Origin of the sequence: Mesorhizobium sp. M1A.F.Ca.IN.022.06.1.1 (assembly GCF_003952605.1) — a bacterium.
In the GTDB taxonomy this organism is placed as follows: Bacteria; Pseudomonadota; Alphaproteobacteria; order Rhizobiales; family Rhizobiaceae; genus Mesorhizobium.
In genome coordinates, this window is record NZ_CP034455.1 from 2,978,432 (window position 1) to 2,992,540 (window position 14,109).

The window sequence follows — 14,109 nt, forward strand, 5'->3', positions numbered from 1 at the left end:
CTATGGCTCAATTTTCACTCGCCGAGCTGGAAACGATAATTCATCAGCGCGCCCATTCCGGTGATCCGGAGTCATGGACGGCGAAATTGTTCGCCAAGGGCATGGACAAGGCGGCGCAGAAGCTCGGCGAGGAAGCGGTCGAGGCTGTGATCGCCGCCGTTCGCGGCGACCGGCAGGCCCTCGTTTCGGAAAGCGCCGATCTTCTATATCATTGGCTGGTCGTCCTCGCGATCGCGGGCATTCCGCTGGAGGACGTGCTGAAGGAGCTCGAGGGCCGCACCGGCCGCTCGGGCGTCGCTGAAAAGGCGTCCCGGCCCCGGGGCTGACCGCTAAAGACGGATAGAGCATGATGTCGTCCGAAAACCGCTCCACACTTTTCGGCATCATGCTCTAGGAGGGCAGGAGACTCGATGGACCAGCTTGCTCCGACCGAGAAATACTCCCCCTTTCGTTTCTTCTCGGCCGAGCAATGGTCGCAGTTCCGCGCCGACACGCCGCTCACGCTGACCGAGGACGAGATCGACCGGCTGCGTTCGCTCAATGACCCGGTCGACCTCGAAGAGGTCAAGCGCATCTACCTCTCGCTTTCCCGTCTGCTTTCGGCGCATGTCGAGGCGAGCCAGCTGCTGTTCAGGCAGCGCCAGGCCTTCTTCAACGCGCAGGACGTCGTCAAGACGCCGTTCATCATCGGCATCGCCGGCTCGGTCGCCGTCGGCAAATCGACCACCGCTCGCGTGCTTAAGGAATTGCTGGCGCGCTGGCCGTCGAGCCCGAAGGTCGATCTCATCACCACCGACGGCTTCCTCTTGCCGAACGAGATCCTGCGCCGCAACAATCTGATGGAGCGCAAGGGCTTTCCAGAAAGCTACGACGTCGGCGCCCTGCTCCGCTTCCTTTCCGGCATCAAGTCGGCGCAGCGCGATGTCCGGGCCCCGGTCTACTCGCACCTGACCTACGACGTCATTCCGGGCGAGTTCGTCACCATCGACAGGCCGGACATTTTGATCTTCGAAGGCATCAATGTTTTGCAGCCGGGCAAGCTGCCGAAGGACGGCAAGATCGTGCCGTTCCTGTCGGATTTCTTCGACTTCGCCATCTATATCGATGCCGACGAGAAGCTGATTCACCAGTGGTACACCCAGCGCTTCATGCGACTGCGCGAGACTGCCTTCCGCAACCCGGACTCCTTCTTCCACCGCTATTCGCAGCTGTCGGAGGATGCCGCCCGCGCCATCGCCGAGGGCCTGTGGAGCAACATCAACCTGAAGAATTTGCGCGAGAACATCCTGCCGACCAGGGCGCGCGCCGACCTCATCCTGCGCAAAGGCGCCAACCACCTGGTCGAAGAGGTGGCATTGCGGAAACTCTGATAGAATCCGGCGGACCGGCGCCTAAAGCGCATGGCCCTGGCGTCGATTCAGGCGACGCGCTTTCAAATTAGTCTTTGTTCTTAGTCGGCGGCAGCTTCGATAAGGAGCCGGGTCTCAGCAGACCGTAGCGGCGGCCACGGGACGGTTGACGGCTCCGATCGGCATGTTCGGCACGAGGCGACGGTCCGCGGGGATCAGCTTGCGAGCGACGATGTAAATCACAGACACGACGATGACGGCGACATAGCTGTCTATTGCATAGTGCCATGCCAGATAGACCGAGCTGACAGCAACAAAGGCCACGTAGAGCAGAGCGAAGGCGCCGAGGAGGCGGCTGTATTCGCGCACGAACAATGCATTGAGCATTGCAAGGCCGACGTGAACGCTGGGAAACGCCGAGATACCCGTGGCAAAACCGGTCTGCTTGGCCTCATACAGCGACCATAGATACTGCTGGTAGGCGGCCGCGGAGTTGCTTGACCCAGCCCCGCGGGCCAGGAATGCAAGCTGTTCACCAAATCGCGCCGTGTCTCCCGTGACCGCGCCGTAAAATGCCGGACCCGCCGAGAGGAACAGCGCCGCCAGGATGTTCCCGACCAGGATCCAGACTGCCATAAAGCAGGCGAGATAGCGCGTTCGGACCGATGCCACCATGGGCGATGTGGCGACGAAGAACAAGCCGACGAAATTCAGCAAAAACCAGAAGACGTTGTAGTTCCATTCTATTATGGCGCGCACCAGATCACTTTCGGCCACGGAGTAGAGCCAGCGCCACGGATCGGCGCCCAAATGGAGGAAAGCGTCGATGTCCGCGTGCAGGACATCGAATTGAAAACCGCCTTGCCAGGCCGACATTCCGTTTTTCACGGAAGTGAAATTGCCCTGAAAGATCATGAGCGCCATCAGAAGGCACAATCCCGATAGCGAATATGCCAACCGCCCGGTCGAAAACACTCTTTTCGCAACCAAACGTCGCCGGGAATTGAAGCGATGCATAATGAGAATTGCGTCGGCAAGGATTGCTATTGTGGGCAGTGCGAAGCCGTTGAGGGAGATCCAGGACCCGAAATATATCGAGAACGCGAGGCGGTCGGCCGCGCCAATCGCGTTCAGAAAGATCAGCCCGGCCAAAACATAAATGACGATGGCCAGATAGAGGCCCGAATCCCTCCGAACGAGTTGGGCTGCCTCCGTGACGATTGCCCACAGGCCGCGGAGGACCGAATAGCTTTGCGTCATTGCCGAGCCCCAAGCTGCAATAGCTGCCCGTCTTTATGAGGAAAACTTCTAGATTTCGTTAGCTTGCGGGCACCGTTACCCGCCGCAGCGTCAGATTGATACGGCCGCCACTCCTCAACAGCGCCGAGGTCGCTGGGTAGATGCGGTCAACGCCGTGGAAACAGAGGCGTCCCTCCCCGCCAAGCACGACGACATCGCCGCTCTTCAGCCTGAACGACTTGGTGCCGCCTTCGCGCGTGGTGACCGACCCGAAACAGGCAGTCGTCGCCGAGCGACACCGAAACGACGGGTGCTGCGAAATCCTGCTCGTCGCGGTCCTGGTGCAGACCCATCTTGGCCTCGCTCGAATAGAAATTGACGAGGCAGGCTTCCGGCGCGTGCGAATAGGCCGACACCTCGCACCACACTTTTATCAGGGCTTCGGGGACCGGCGGCCAGGGCTCGCCTGTCACCGGGTGCATCGGCTGGTAGCGATAGCCGCGCTCGCGGTCGGTCACCCAACCGAGCGTCCCGCAATTGGTCATGCGCACGCTCATTTCCTTGCCGGTGCGCGGCATGGCAGGCACGTAAAGCGGCGCCGCCTGCACGACGCGCCTGATCTCCTCGACCAGCGCTTCCTGCTCCGTGCGCGACAGATAGCCCGGCATATGGCGAACGCCCTTGGGCAGAACGAGCATGGGATTCGATCCGATCAGTCCGTCCGAGCATGCCACCGGCAGAACGGCTTCGCGACCCGAAAGCGGCCGTCGTCGGATCTCGGCCCCTAGTCGCTTTCGACCCGGCCGCGCAGCTTCTTCACCGTCGAGCGCCCGGCCTTGGTCTTGAGGCGCCGCTCGACGGCGCCCTTCGAAGGCTTCGTCTTCTTGCGCGGCGGCGGCGGCGGCTCGGCCGCCTTGGCGACCAGTGCCGTCAACCTGGCTCGCGCGTCGGCGCGATTCTGTTCCTGAGTGCGAAAGCGCCCGGCCTCGATGACGATGACGCCATCCTTGGTTGCGCGCTGGCCGGCGAGCTTGATGGCGCGCTCCCGCACCCGCTCCGACAGGCCCGGCGCATTGGCGGCGTCGAAGCGCAGCTGGACGGCGGTCGCTACCTTGTTGACGTTCTGGCCGCCCGGGCCGGAAGAGCGGATGAAATCCTCGTGCAGGTCGTCCGGATGGATGACCGCGTCACTGGCGATGATGATCCTGTCGTCGGCATTCATGCGCACAGTCATGGCGCGGCGGCGGGAAAAAGAAAAGGCCCGGCCAAAGCCGGGCCCTGGAGGAAGATGTTGGAGCGGCAGCTATTCCGCCGCCTCCTGCAGGCGCGGTGCCGCGCCGCGGATGGCCGCGTCGACATGTGTTTCGAATTTCTCGAAGTTGGCGGCGAACATGTTGACCAGCTTGGAGGCCTGCCTGTCATAGCCCGCCTTGTCGGCCCAGGTCGAGCGCGGATCGAGAATGGCGCCGTCGACGCCCGGCACCGCCACCGGCACCTCGAAGCCGAAATTGGCATCGGTGCGGAATTCGGCGGCATTGAGCGAGCCGTCGAGCGCCGCGCCGAGCAGGGCGCGCGTCACCTTGATCGGCATGCGACGGCCGGTGCCATAGGCGCCGCCGGTCCAGCCGGTGTTGACCAGCCAGCAATCGACGCCATGGCCGGCGATCAGCTCGCGCAGCAGATTGCCGTATTCTGACGGATGGCGCGGCATGAAGGGCGCGCCGAAGCAGGTCGAGAAGGTCGCCTCGGGTTCAGTTATGCCCTTTTCGGTTCCGGCGACCTTGGCGGTATAGCCTGAGAGGAAGTGATACATCGCTTGCGCCGGCGTCAGCCGGGCAATCGGCGGCATGACGCCGAAGGCGTCGGCCGTCAGCATGATGATGTTCTTCGGATGGCCGGCGCGGCCGGTCCTCGAGGCATTGGGAATGTAATCCAGCGGATAGGCGCAGCGCGTGTTCTCCGTCAGGCGGCCGTCGTCGAAATCCGGCGCGCGCGCAGCGTCGAGAATCACATTCTCCAGCACCGTGCCGAAGCGCTGCGTGGTGGCGAATATCTCGGGCTCCGCCTCGGCCGAAAGCCTGATCGTCTTGGCGTAGCAGCCACCTTCGAAGTTGAAGATGCCGTGCGGCCCCCAGCCGTGCTCGTCGTCGCCGATCAGCGTGCGCGATGGATCGGCCGACAGTGTCGTCTTGCCTGTGCCGGAAAGGCCGAAGAAGACGGCCGCGTCGCCGGCGGGTCCTTCGTTGGCCGAGCAATGCATCGGCATGACGCCTTTTTGCGGCAGCAGGTAGTTCAGCACGGTGAACACCGATTTCTTCATCTCGCCGGCATAGGACGTGCCGCCGATCAGCACGATCTTGCGGGTGAGGTCGACCGCGATAACCGTCGCCGCGCGGGTGCCGTGGCGGGCCGGGTCGGCGCGGAAGGACGGCAGGTCGATGATCGTCATCTGCGGCACGAAGCGGTCGAGCTCGGCGGCTTGCGGGCGGATCAGGAGATTGCGGATGAACAGCGAGTGCCAGGCGAATTCCGTCACGACGCGAACCGGCAGCTGGAACTCGGCGTCGGCGCCGCCGACGAGATCCTGCACATAGAGATCCTTGGCCGCAGCATGGGCGCGGAAATCGGCGAGGAGCGTCTCGAACTGCGCCGGCGAGATCGCCTTGTTGTTTTCCCACCAGACATGCGGGGCGGTGCTGTCGTCACGCACGACGAACTTGTCCTTCGGCGAGCGTCCGGTGTGCTGGCCGGTCTCGGCAACCAGCGCGCCCTGCGCGGTCAATTTCGCCTCGCCGCGGCGGATCGCTTCCTCATAGAGCTCGGCAGCGCCGAAATTATATCGCACCGTGCCCGTGGTCTTCAGGCCGATCGCGTCAATGGCGCAGTCGGGGTTGCGTTTGCCGGCTTCCGACATCAAATTTCCTCTCCGGATTTTGGCCGCGTCTGACCGGTCATTGCCGGAACGCGCAAGGGACAAATTAGGGTCAGAACCAGAAAAGGCGAATGATATCAAATCATTAATCGATTTAAAAATTTTGAAAGTTGTTTAAATCGTTTATATGTGCAAAAAATCACAGAGGTTGCCCAAAGGATTGGCAGGCTTCGTTCGTCCAATCCGGTTATGGGTGCGATCGTGTGTAGCGGCAGGCCGCCCGTGACTTCGGACAAGGCCCGTGCCACATTTTGTACCCAATTTGTCCTGCAAAAGCCCTTTCTCGACGACAGAAGGGACAGCTCATGAGGGAGCCGCTTGAAATGGCAACAATCGCGCTTGTCGACGACGACCGAAATATTTTGACTTCGGTGTCGATCGCGCTCGAATCCGAGGGCTACCGCGTCGAAACCTACACCGACGGCGCGTCGGCACTCGAAGGCCTGGCGGCGCGGCCGCCCAACCTCGCCATCCTCGACATCAAGATGCCGCGCATGGACGGCATGGAGCTGTTGCGCCGGATGCGGCAAAAATCCGACTTGCCGGTGATCTTCCTGACCTCGAAGGACGACGAGATCGACGAATTGTTCGGCCTCAAGATGGGGGCCGACGACTTCATCCGCAAACCGTTCTCGCAGCGCTTGCTCGTCGAGCGGGTGCGCGCGGTGCTGCGCCGCACCAGCGCCCGCGAGGCGGCCGCCAAGGCGCCCAGCCAGCAGGCGCGCTCGCTCGAGCGCGGCCAACTGGTGATGGACCAGGAGCGGCACACCTGCACCTGGAAGGGCGAGCCGGTGACGCTGACGGTAACCGAGTTCCTGATCCTGCATTCGCTTGCGCAGCGCCCCGGCGTGGTAAAAAGCCGTGATGCGCTGATGGACTCGGCCTATGATGAGCAGGTCTATGTCGACGACCGCACCATCGACAGCCACATCAAGCGGCTGCGCAAGAAGTTCAAGGCCGTCGATGACGACTTCGAGATGATCGAAACCCTTTACGGAGTCGGGTACCGGTTTCGGGAAGCTTGATATAGTGAATAGTCAATGGTGAATGGTGGATGGTGCGAGCGGCCCAATGGGCTCTATCTAAGCGCCCCATTTTTCCATTCGCCATGCACCATTCACCGGACAGGGACTGCTAGTTGATGGCAGTGGACGCAGAGCGAGGCAGGCGGGCGGGCGCGGCGAAGCGCCCGTCGCGTATCGTGCCTGCATTCCTGTCGAAGATCACGGTGCCGATGCGCCGCTTCCTCGGCCACCACATCTTCTCCAGCCTGACGCGGCGCATCCTGTTTCTCAACCTGGCCGGCCTTGCCGTGCTGGTCACGGGCATCCTCTACCTCAACACCTTCCGCGACGGGCTGATCGACGCCCGCGTCGAAAGCCTGATGACGCAAGGCGAGATCATCGCCGGCGCCATCGCGGCCTCGGCGACGGTCGAGACCGACTCGATCAGCATCGATCCGGAAAAGCTGCTCGAGCTGCAGGCCGGCGAAAGCCTGGGGCCAGGCTCCGACCAGCTCGACAATCTCGACTTCCCGATCAATCCCGAGCGCGTGGCGCCGGTGCTGCGGCGGCTGATCTCGCCGACCCGCACGCGCGCCCGCATCTACGACCGCGACGCGAACCTGCTGCTCGATTCGCGGCATCTCTATTCGCGCGGCCAGATCCTGCGCTACGACCTCCCGCCTGTCGACGACGAGCAGCCCGGCCTTTTGGAGCGCGTCGAGAAATTCGTCTTCGACTTCTTCCGCAACAAGGACCTGCCCGTCTATCACGAACAGCCCGGCGGCAATGGCGCGGCCTTCCCCGAAGTGGTCAAGGCGCTGACCGGCAGTCCCTCGACCATCGTGCGGGTAAGCGAGCAGGGCGAACAGATCGTCTCGGTAGCGGTGCCGATCCAGCGCTTCCGCGCCGTGCTCGGGGTCTTGATGCTGTCCACCGAAGGCGGCGACATCGACAAGATCGTCGCGGCCGAACGCAAGGCGATCCTGCGCGTGTTCGGCATCGCGGCGCTCGTCACGGCCATCCTCTCGCTGCTGTTGGCCTCCACGATCGCCAATCCGCTGCGGCGGCTGTCGGCTGCTGCCGTACGGGTGCGGCGCGGCGTCAAGAACCGCGAGGAGATCCCTGACTTCTCCGACCGTCAGGACGAGATCGGCAATCTGTCGATCGCGGTGCGCGACATGACAAACGCGCTCTATGCGCGCATCGAGGCGATCGAAAGCTTCGCTGCCGATGTCTCGCACGAGCTCAAGAATCCGCTGACCTCGCTGCGCAGCGCGGTCGAAACGCTGCCTCTGGCCAAGAACGACACCTCACGCGAGCGTTTGATGGAAATCATCCAGCACGACGTGAAGCGGCTCGACCGGCTGATCACCGACATTTCCGATGCCTCGCGGCTCGATGCCGAATTGGCGCGCGAGGATGCCTCGACGGTCGACCTGAAGAAGTTCATCACCGATCTTGTCGCGGTCTCGCGCGAGACGACGCGCAACAAGAAGTCGGTCGAGATCGAGCTCAAGGTCGCCAAGCTGCCGCAGGGCGTCAAAGGCTATGTCGTCGTCGGCCATGATCTGAGGATCGGCCAGGTCATCACCAACCTGATCGAGAACGCGCGTTCCTTCGTTCCCGAGGAACACGGCCATATCACCATCTCGCTGGCGCGCGCCGGCAAGTTCAACATCGTCACCGTCGACGACAACGGTCCGGGCATCAGAGCCGAAAAGATCGATCGCATCTTCGAGCGCTTCTATACCGACCGGCCCGCCGGCGAGGCCTTCGGCCAGAACTCCGGCCTGGGCCTGTCGATCAGCCGCCAGATCGTCGAAGCGCATGGCGGCACGCTGACGGCGGAAAACATCCCCGGCACCAAGCCGGGCGAGATCAAGGGCGCGCGCTTCGTGGTGACCCTGCCGGCCGAAGGCTGATCTCCGTTCCCAGACAGAAACGATCATGTCCGATCCTGCCGTGAAGTCCGAAAATATCCACGCAACGGCGATCCTGATCGGCGATCGCGGCGTCCTCATCACCGGGCCGTCCGGCGCCGGCAAGACGACGCTGGCGCTGACGCTCATCGATCATTGCCGGGTGCGCGGGCTGTTTTCGCGACTGATCGGCGACGACAGGCTGCTTGCCGCCCCGCGTCACGGGCGGCTGGTCTGCCGGGCGCCGGCCACCATCGCCGGTCTCGCCGAAGTGCCCGGCTTCATTCCGAGCCCGCTGCCGTTCGAGCCGGGCGGCGTGATCGACCTGCACGTCCGGCTGGTGCCGAAAGAGGAAATGGCCCGCTTCCAGGAAGAAATCAGCGAGCCGGTCGCGGGCTGCCTGGTGCCGCGCATCGATCTTGCGGAGCGCAATGTTGTCACAGGCGTGCCGGCCGTGATGGCGCGGCTGTCGATAGCGCCTTTTTCATGATCCGGGTCCGGATTTTTTGCTGCAATGCGTCAAAATGGACCGGGCCGTCGCAATTTTGGGCTTGTCAACCGGCCGTGCGTCGACAAGATAGCGCTCCCGCCGCCTGGAATGGTTGGCGAACATAAAATACGCCAGTAAAGCGGCGATGACGGGAGCCACCAAAGAATGATCGGACTCGTGCTCGTGACGCACGGTCAACTCGCCACCGAGTTCCGGCATGCCGTCGAACACGTGGTGGGGCCACAGGACAATTTCGAAACGGTCGCGATCGGCGCCGACGACGACATGGAGAAACGCCGGGCCGACATCGTCGACGCGGTGGCACGCGTCGACACCGGGGCCGGCGTCATCGTGCTCACCGACATGTTCGGCGGCACGCCTTCCAACCTCGCCATCTCGGTGATGGAATCGGGCCGCACCGAGGTCATCGCCGGCATGAACCTGCCGATGCTGATCAAGCTCTCCTCGGTCCGCAAGGGCGACAACATGGCCGCCGCGCTCGACGAGGCGCAGGCCGCAGGGCGCAAGTACATCAACGTCGCCAGCCAGCTTCTGAGCAGCAAATGAACGCCCATGCGCCGGAAAAAGACGAGGTTGTGCGTGAGTTCCCGATCGTCAACCAGCGCGGCCTGCATGCCCGCGCCTCGGCCAAGTTCGTCCAGGTCGCCAGCGGCTTCGACGCAACCATCCATGTCGAGAAGGACGGCGTGAAGGTCGGCGGCACCTCGATCATGGGCCTGATGATGCTGGCGGCAAGCCCCGGCTACTCGATCCGCGTCACCGCCACCGGTCCGCAAGCCGGTCCGGCCATGGACGCGCTGGAGCAATTGGTCGCCTCGCGCTTCGGCGAGGAAATCTGAAGGCCGCCGATCGCTGCTCGCATTGTCTCGAAAGACATGCACGAATAAAGATTTCTTTATATCCCATTGTCGTTTGGCAGCCGATCTGCTAGTCAGGCCGGCAATCCGCGCCCTCCATGCGCCGTCCCGGCGCCGGCGCGCTTTTGAAGACAATCACACCGGAGCACTGCCATGACGGGTAGCAAGGACTATGTGGTCGCCGACATTTCGCTTGCCGGCTGGGGCCGCAAGGAGATCGAGATCGCCGAAACCGAGATGCCGGGCCTGATGGCCTGCCGCGAGGAATTCGGCGACAAGAAGCCGCTCAAGGGCGCGCGCATCACCGGCTCGCTGCATATGACGATCCAGACCGCGGTGCTGATCGAGACGCTGAGAGCGCTGGGCGCCGATATACGCTGGGCCTCCTGCAACATCTTCTCCACCCAGGATCACGCCGCCGCGGCGATCGCCGAGGCCGGCATTCCGGTCTTCGCCATCAAGGGCGAGTCGCTGGAGGACTACTGGGATTACACCGACCGGATCTTCCAGTGGGCCGACGGCGGCACGTCCAACATGATCCTCGACGACGGCGGCGACGCCACCATGTACATCCTGCTCGGCGCGCGCGCCGAGGCGGGTGAGGACGTGCTGTCCAGTCCCGGCAGCGAAGAGGAAGAGATCCTGTTCGCCCAGATCAAGAAGCGCATGAAGGCTTCGCCGGGCTTCTTCGCCAAGCAGAAGGAAGCGATCCGCGGCGTCACCGAGGAGACGACCACCGGCGTCAACCGCCTCTACCAGCTGCAGAAGAAAGGCCTGCTGCCCTTCCCGGCGATCAACGTCAACGACTCCGTCACCAAGTCGAAGTTCGACAATAAATACGGCTGCAAGGAATCGCTGGTCGACGGCATCCGCCGCGGCACCGACACGATGATGGCCGGCAAGGTCGCGGTCGTCTGCGGCTATGGCGACGTCGGCAAGGGCTCGTCGGCCTCGCTGCGCGGCGCCGGCGCTCGCGTCAAGGTGACCGAGGTAGACCCGATCTGCGCGCTGCAGGCGGCGATGGACGGCTACGAAGTGGTCACGCTGGAAGACGCAGCCCCCACCGCCGACATCGTCATCACCACCACCGGCAACAAGGACGTCGTCACGCTCGACCATATGCGGGCGATGAAGGACATGGTGATCGTCGGCAACATCGGCCACTTCGACAACGAGATCCAGGTGGCGTCTCTGCGCAACCTGAAATGGACCAACGTCAAGCCGCAGGTGGACATGATCACCTTCCCGGACGGCAAGCGGATGATCCTTCTGTCCGAAGGCCGCTTGCTCAACCTGGGCAACGCCACGGGCCATCCGAGCTTCGTCATGTCGGCTTCGTTCACCAACCAGGTGCTGGCTCAGATCGAGCTCTTCACCAAGCACGGCCAGTACCAGAACCAGGTCTATGTGCTGCCCAAGCACCTCGATGAGAAGGTGGCGCGGCTGCATCTCGACAAGCTTGGCGCGCGCCTCACCGAGCTCTCTTCCGAGCAGGCGGCCTATATCGGCGTGAGGCCGCAGGGCCCGTTCAAGCCTGAGCACTACCGCTATTAACCAAAACGAAAATATCTACAACATATTGAAGCCGGGTGTTGACTTTCTGCCCGGCTTCATTTTTTGCACCTGTGATTCTTCACGCCGATTCCGGCAGGCGTTATTGTTGTGATTCGCGGTCCGGGGACAGTTGGGCCGGGGACGCATTCAGGGCGGTCTTGCATTCAAGCGGCGAAGAGGACCAAGACATGCCGGGGGATAACCCGCCACGCGCGGGAAAGGCCGTTTCCGGCGGCCACGAGGATTCGATCACGAGCGGCTCCGCCGCGGCGGGCGGAGCTCTCTCATGGCGTGCCGGCGCCCGTCTCGGCACGCTCCTTGCCACCGCCATGTCTGCCGCCCCATTGCTTAGCATTGCGGCGCATGCCGATACCGGCGTGGCCGCGGCGGTCAGCACGGTCGAGGTGATGCAACTTGCGATGTTTGCCGGCGTCATGGGGGCAGCCCTTGTCTCGGCCATCTTCCTGATCCGCGAGCGGGCACGGACGGCGTCGCAAAATGTCCAGCTCAGGGCGCGAATCGCCGACGTCAACGCGGCCCTGCAGCGCTCCGAGGCGCTGCTCAATTTGCGCGACCAGCGCGTCGTCGTGTGGAGTTCCGAGATCAAGAAACCGGAGCTGATCGGCAGCCTGCCGCTCGAAAGCGGCGCACCGGACGAGCGGTCCGCCTTCCTCGCTTTCGGCCGCTGGCTGATGCCGCGCTCCGCCGCGGCGCTCGAGAACGCCATAGCGGCGCTGCGCGACCAAGCGAAAACTTTCGATCTCGTAATCGAAACGCAAGCGGGCATGCCGCTGGAGGTGCATGGCCGCAAGAGCGCCGCGCATGTCTTGGTCCGCTTCATATCGCTGTCGGAAACGCTGCGCAGCCAGGCCCGGCTGAAGGTCGAGAATCAGCGGCTCAGCGCCGACTACGATACCATGCTCGGCCTGCTCGACGCGCTGAAGATGCCGACATGGCTGCGGGCGGCCGACGGGCGGCTGAAATGGGTCAACCGCGCCTATGCCGAGGCGGTCGAAGCGGAAAGCGCGGAGGCCGCCGTGCGCGAAGCCAAGGAGTTCCTCGGCGGACAGGCGCGCGAGCAGATTGCCGAACAGCACAAGTCGCGCCCCGTCTTCGAGCAGACATTGTCCACGGTCATCGAGGGTGATCGCCACATGTTTTCGGTCACCGACTTTGCGAGCGCCGACGGCTCGGCGGGGCTCGCCTGCGACATCAGCGCGATCGAGACGATCCGCGCCGAATATGAGCGCACCGTGCGCAGCCATGCCGACACGCTCGACCAGCTCAACACGGCGGTGGCGATCTTCGATACGGATGAAAACCTGCGCTTTTTCAACCAGGCATTCCAGAAACTGTGGGGCCTGGACGGCGGCTTCCTGCACAGCGCCCCCTCCAACGCGCTGCTGCTCGACCGGCTGCGCAGCGAAGGCAAGATCGCCGAACAGCCGGAATGGCGGCGCTGGAAGGAGAACCTGCTCGGCGCCTATCGCGCCGTCGAATCGCAGGAGCATTGGTGGCACCTGCCGGACGGCAAGACGATCCGCGTGGTGGCCAACCCGCAGCCCAAGGGCGGCGTCACCTGGGTGTTCGAGAATCTGACCGAGAAGATGGACCTCGAAAGCCGCTACCAGACCGCCGTGCGTGTGCAGGGCGAGACGCTGGACAATCTGGCGGAGGGCGTGGCGGTGTTCGGCCCGGACGGACGGCTGCGCCTGTCCAACCCCGCCTTTATCGCGCTGTGGGGGCTGGCGCCGGACGCGATCAAGGCTAACGTGCATGTCTCGGCGATCCGCGATCTTTGCGACCAACGCGCGGCAGACAGTCCGTGGGGCGGCTTCGTCGCCGCCATCACCGGCTTCGACGACGAACGCCGCGACCGCCACGGCCAGGCGGAACTCGTCAACGGCACGGTGCTGAGCTATGCCGTGATCCACCTGCCCAACGGGCAAGTGATGATGACCTTTGTCGACGTCACCGACACCGTCAATGTCGAGCGGGCGCTGAAGGACAGGAACGAGGCGCTGGAGAAGTCAGACCAGTTGAAGAACGAGTTCGTGCAGCACGTCTCCTACGAACTGCGCTCGCCGCTGACCAACATCATCGGCTTCACCGAACTGCTGTCGCTGCCGACGACGGGACCGCTGACGCCGAAGCAGCGCGAATATGTCGAGCATGTCGGCTCGTCGTCCTCGGTGCTGCTCACCATCGTCAACGACATACTGGATCTCGCGACGGTCGATGCCGGCATCATGCAGCTCGACATTTCCGAGATGAGTATCGACAGGACGATCGCTGCGGCCGCCGAGCTGGTCGCGGACCGGCTGGAGGAGCATCAGATCAAGCTCAAGGTCGACGCTGCATCGGCGCCGAAGAGCTTCCACGGCGACGAGATCCGGGTCCGCCAGATCCTCTACAATCTCTTGAGCAATGCCGCAAATTATGCGCCAGCGGCGAGCACGATCACGCTCACTTGCCGTCAGATGGCCGACGGCGTCGAATTCTCGGTGCATGACGACGGCCCGGGCATGCCGCCGGACGTGCTGGAATCGGTCTTCCGACGCTTCGAGCCGCGCGCCAATGGCGGCCGCCGACGCGGCGCCGGGTTGGGACTGTCAATCGTCAAGAGCTTCGTCGAATTGCACGGCGGAACGGTGCGTATAGAGACCGGAGCGGACAAGGGCACGACCGTGATCTGCACCTTCCCGGAGACGCCCTCCGGCGGCATCCGCGAAGCGGCCGAGTAA

The 14,109-nt window shown here is 63.4% G+C and carries 12 protein-coding genes and 1 pseudogene; 9 read left to right on the forward strand and 4 right to left on the reverse strand.

Features of this window, described 5'->3' with window-relative positions:
- The first annotated feature begins 2 nt into the window (after positions 1-2).
- Positions 3-326: a phosphoribosyl-ATP diphosphatase gene (locus EJ078_RS14075; protein ID WP_067323877.1), complete on the forward strand. Its 324-nt coding sequence runs from the start codon at positions 3-5 to the stop codon at positions 324-326.
- Between the two features lie 84 nt (positions 327-410).
- On the forward strand, positions 411-1,370 hold the full coding sequence (coaA, locus tag EJ078_RS14080; protein ID WP_067002907.1) for a type I pantothenate kinase: 960 nt from the start codon (positions 411-413) through the stop codon (positions 1,368-1,370).
- A gap of 114 nt (positions 1,371-1,484) precedes the next feature.
- On the opposite strand, the gene EJ078_RS14085 is transcribed toward coaA, so the two are convergent.
- The 4 genes and pseudogenes from EJ078_RS14085 to EJ078_RS14100 all read right to left on the reverse strand — a co-directional run bounded on the left by EJ078_RS14085 (position 1,485) and on the right by EJ078_RS14100 (position 5,502).
- The gene (locus EJ078_RS14085; RefSeq protein WP_067323875.1) at positions 1,485-2,609 is read right to left on the reverse strand and encodes a phosphatase PAP2 family protein; all 1,125 of its coding nucleotides are present in this window, start codon (positions 2,607-2,609) and stop codon (positions 1,485-1,487) included.
- Positions 2,610-2,667: 58 nt separating this feature from the next.
- Positions 2,668-3,286: pseudogene (locus EJ078_RS14090) on the reverse strand (alpha-ketoglutarate-dependent dioxygenase AlkB).
- Between the two features lie 86 nt (positions 3,287-3,372).
- Positions 3,373-3,810, reverse strand: a complete 438-nt coding sequence (gene arfB / locus EJ078_RS14095; RefSeq protein WP_067002912.1) for an alternative ribosome rescue aminoacyl-tRNA hydrolase ArfB — start codon at positions 3,808-3,810, stop codon at positions 3,373-3,375.
- 81 nt (positions 3,811-3,891) lie between these two features.
- Entirely contained in the window at positions 3,892-5,502 is a 1,611-nt protein-coding gene (locus EJ078_RS14100) for a phosphoenolpyruvate carboxykinase (RefSeq protein ID WP_127403336.1), read from the reverse strand.
- Between the two features lie 341 nt (positions 5,503-5,843).
- On the opposite strand from EJ078_RS14100, the gene EJ078_RS14105 reads away from it, so the two are divergent.
- The 7 genes from EJ078_RS14105 (at position 5,844) to EJ078_RS14135 (ending at position 14,109) form a co-directional block, all read left to right on the forward strand.
- Complete coding sequence (locus EJ078_RS14105; protein ID WP_006201274.1) at positions 5,844-6,545, forward strand: response regulator transcription factor; 702 nt, start codon at positions 5,844-5,846, stop codon at positions 6,543-6,545.
- A 116-nt stretch (positions 6,546-6,661) separates the two neighbouring features.
- Complete coding sequence (locus EJ078_RS14110; RefSeq protein ID WP_067323871.1) at positions 6,662-8,446, forward strand: sensor histidine kinase; 1,785 nt, start codon at positions 6,662-6,664, stop codon at positions 8,444-8,446.
- A 25-nt stretch (positions 8,447-8,471) separates the two neighbouring features.
- Complete coding sequence (locus EJ078_RS14115) at positions 8,472-8,933, forward strand: HPr kinase/phosphorylase (RefSeq protein ID WP_127216347.1); 462 nt, start codon at positions 8,472-8,474, stop codon at positions 8,931-8,933.
- A gap of 165 nt (positions 8,934-9,098) precedes the next feature.
- Positions 9,099-9,500, forward strand: coding sequence for a PTS sugar transporter subunit IIA (locus EJ078_RS14120; protein WP_067002921.1), 402 nt, complete (start codon positions 9,099-9,101; stop codon positions 9,498-9,500).
- On the forward strand, positions 9,497-9,793 hold the full coding sequence (locus tag EJ078_RS14125) for an HPr family phosphocarrier protein (protein ID WP_067323867.1): 297 nt from the start codon (positions 9,497-9,499) through the stop codon (positions 9,791-9,793). Before EJ078_RS14120 ends, EJ078_RS14125 begins: the two co-directional genes overlap by 4 nt.
- A 171-nt stretch (positions 9,794-9,964) precedes the next feature.
- Positions 9,965-11,365, forward strand: coding sequence for an adenosylhomocysteinase (gene ahcY, locus EJ078_RS14130; protein WP_127216345.1), 1,401 nt, complete (start codon positions 9,965-9,967; stop codon positions 11,363-11,365).
- A 188-nt stretch (positions 11,366-11,553) separates the two neighbouring features.
- Positions 11,554-14,109, forward strand: a complete 2,556-nt coding sequence (locus EJ078_RS14135; RefSeq protein WP_127216344.1) for a PAS domain-containing sensor histidine kinase — start codon at positions 11,554-11,556, stop codon at positions 14,107-14,109.

Bases quoted from the DNA above. Each gene is read 5' to 3' on its own strand.
- EJ078_RS14115 (WP_127216347.1), top strand. From the start codon at position 8,472: ATGTCCGATCCTGCCGTGAAGTCCGAAAATATCCACGCAACGGCGATC.
- EJ078_RS14105 (WP_006201274.1), top strand. From the start codon at position 5,844: ATGGCAACAATCGCGCTTGTCGACGACGACCGAAATATTTTGACTTCG.
- EJ078_RS14085 (WP_067323875.1), bottom strand. From the start codon at position 2,609: ATGACGCAAAGCTATTCGGTCCTCCGCGGCCTGTGGGCAATCGTCACG.
- EJ078_RS14075 (WP_067323877.1), top strand. From the start codon at position 3: ATGGCTCAATTTTCACTCGCCGAGCTGGAAACGATAATTCATCAGCGC.
- EJ078_RS14120 (WP_067002921.1), top strand. From the start codon at position 9,099: ATGATCGGACTCGTGCTCGTGACGCACGGTCAACTCGCCACCGAGTTC.
- coaA (WP_067002907.1), top strand. From the start codon at position 411: ATGGACCAGCTTGCTCCGACCGAGAAATACTCCCCCTTTCGTTTCTTC.
- arfB (WP_067002912.1), bottom strand. From the start codon at position 3,810: ATGAATGCCGACGACAGGATCATCATCGCCAGTGACGCGGTCATCCAT.
- EJ078_RS14100 (WP_127403336.1), bottom strand. From the start codon at position 5,502: ATGTCGGAAGCCGGCAAACGCAACCCCGACTGCGCCATTGACGCGATC.
- ahcY (WP_127216345.1), top strand. From the start codon at position 9,965: ATGACGGGTAGCAAGGACTATGTGGTCGCCGACATTTCGCTTGCCGGC.
- EJ078_RS14135 (WP_127216344.1), top strand. From the start codon at position 11,554: ATGCCGGGGGATAACCCGCCACGCGCGGGAAAGGCCGTTTCCGGCGGC.
- EJ078_RS14125 (WP_067323867.1), top strand. From the start codon at position 9,497: ATGAACGCCCATGCGCCGGAAAAAGACGAGGTTGTGCGTGAGTTCCCG.
- EJ078_RS14110 (WP_067323871.1), top strand. From the start codon at position 6,662: ATGGCAGTGGACGCAGAGCGAGGCAGGCGGGCGGGCGCGGCGAAGCGC.